The organism is Actinoplanes sp. NPDC051633, from assembly GCF_040681735.1.
Taxonomy (GTDB): domain Bacteria; phylum Actinomycetota; class Actinomycetes; order Mycobacteriales; family Micromonosporaceae; genus Actinoplanes.
On the sequence record NZ_JBFAZH010001843.1, the window covers coordinates 1 to 1,029 of the forward strand.

Below are 1,029 nucleotides of genomic sequence, written 5' to 3' on the forward strand. Positions count from 1 at the left end.
GTTGACAACGTTAACTAATTGAAGTTCTCTGATGGGTAGATGCCCTCCGTCCCCCCGAAGGAGCGACATGACCCTCCGAAGAAGACTGGCGGTGCTCGCGGCCGCCGTGCTCACCGCCCCGCTCATCAGCGTGATCCTCCCGGCCTCCCCGGCCAGTGCACACGGCTGGATCACCAGTCCGCCGAGCCGCCAGGACCAGTGCGCCACGCAGGTCGTCCCCAACTGCGGCGACATCCAGTACGAGCCGCAGAGCGTCGAAGCGGCCAAGGGTTCCCGGGCCTGCAACGGCGGCGGCAGCCGCTTCGCCGTCCTCAACGAGGACGGCAAGGGCTGGCGCGTCACGTCGATCGGCAGCTCGACAACGTTCTCTTGGCGCAACACCGCCATGCACCGCACCACCAACTGGCAGTACTACGTGGACGGCAACCTGCACCAGACGTTCAGCGGCAACAACGCGCAGCCGCCGCAGGTCGTCAACCACCAGGTCACCGGGCTGCCCGGCGGGCGGCACAAGATCCTCGCCGTGTGGAACATCCTGGACACCCCGATGGCGTTCTACGCCTGCGTCGACGTGAACGTCAGCGGTGGCGGCAGCAACCCGCCGCCCAACCCGCCGCCCAACCCGCCACCGGCCGCCTGCGGCCAGGCGTGGACCGCGTCGGCCGTGTACACCGGCGGCGCAAACGTCTCTCACCGCGGCCGCGCGTACACCGCGCGGTGGTGGACCCAGGGCGAGGAGCCCGGGACCACCGGCGAGTGGGGCGTCTGGCAGGACAAGGGCGCCTGCTGATCCGCTCCGCGACCACAGAGCCCGGCCCCGGTCGTCCCGGGGCCGGGCGCTCACCCCAGTGGAGCGCCCGATGAAGACGACCCGCCTGCTGGCCGTCGCGCTGATCCTCGGCTTGTCGGCGTGTTCCGGCCCGTCCCCGGCCGGCCCCCCCCCCCCCCCCCCCCCCCCCCCCCCCCCCCCCCCCCCCCCCCCCCCCCCCCAAAAAAAACCCCCCCCCCCCCCCCCCCCCCCCCCCCCCC

The 1,029-nt window shown here is 72.5% G+C and carries 1 protein-coding gene; it reads left to right on the plus strand.

The features are described from left to right. Nucleotides 1-67: 67 nt before the first annotated feature. A complete protein-coding gene (locus AB0M20_RS45590; RefSeq protein WP_364307926.1) occupies nt 68-790 on the plus strand; it encodes a lytic polysaccharide monooxygenase in 723 nt (240 codons plus the stop codon). The last annotated feature ends 239 nt before the right edge of the window (nt 791-1,029 follow it).

Excerpts from the sequence above, each read along its gene's own strand:
- AB0M20_RS45590 (WP_364307926.1), top strand. The coding sequence starts at position 68 with ATGACCCTCCGAAGAAGACTGGCGGTGCTCGCGGCCGCCGTGCTCACC.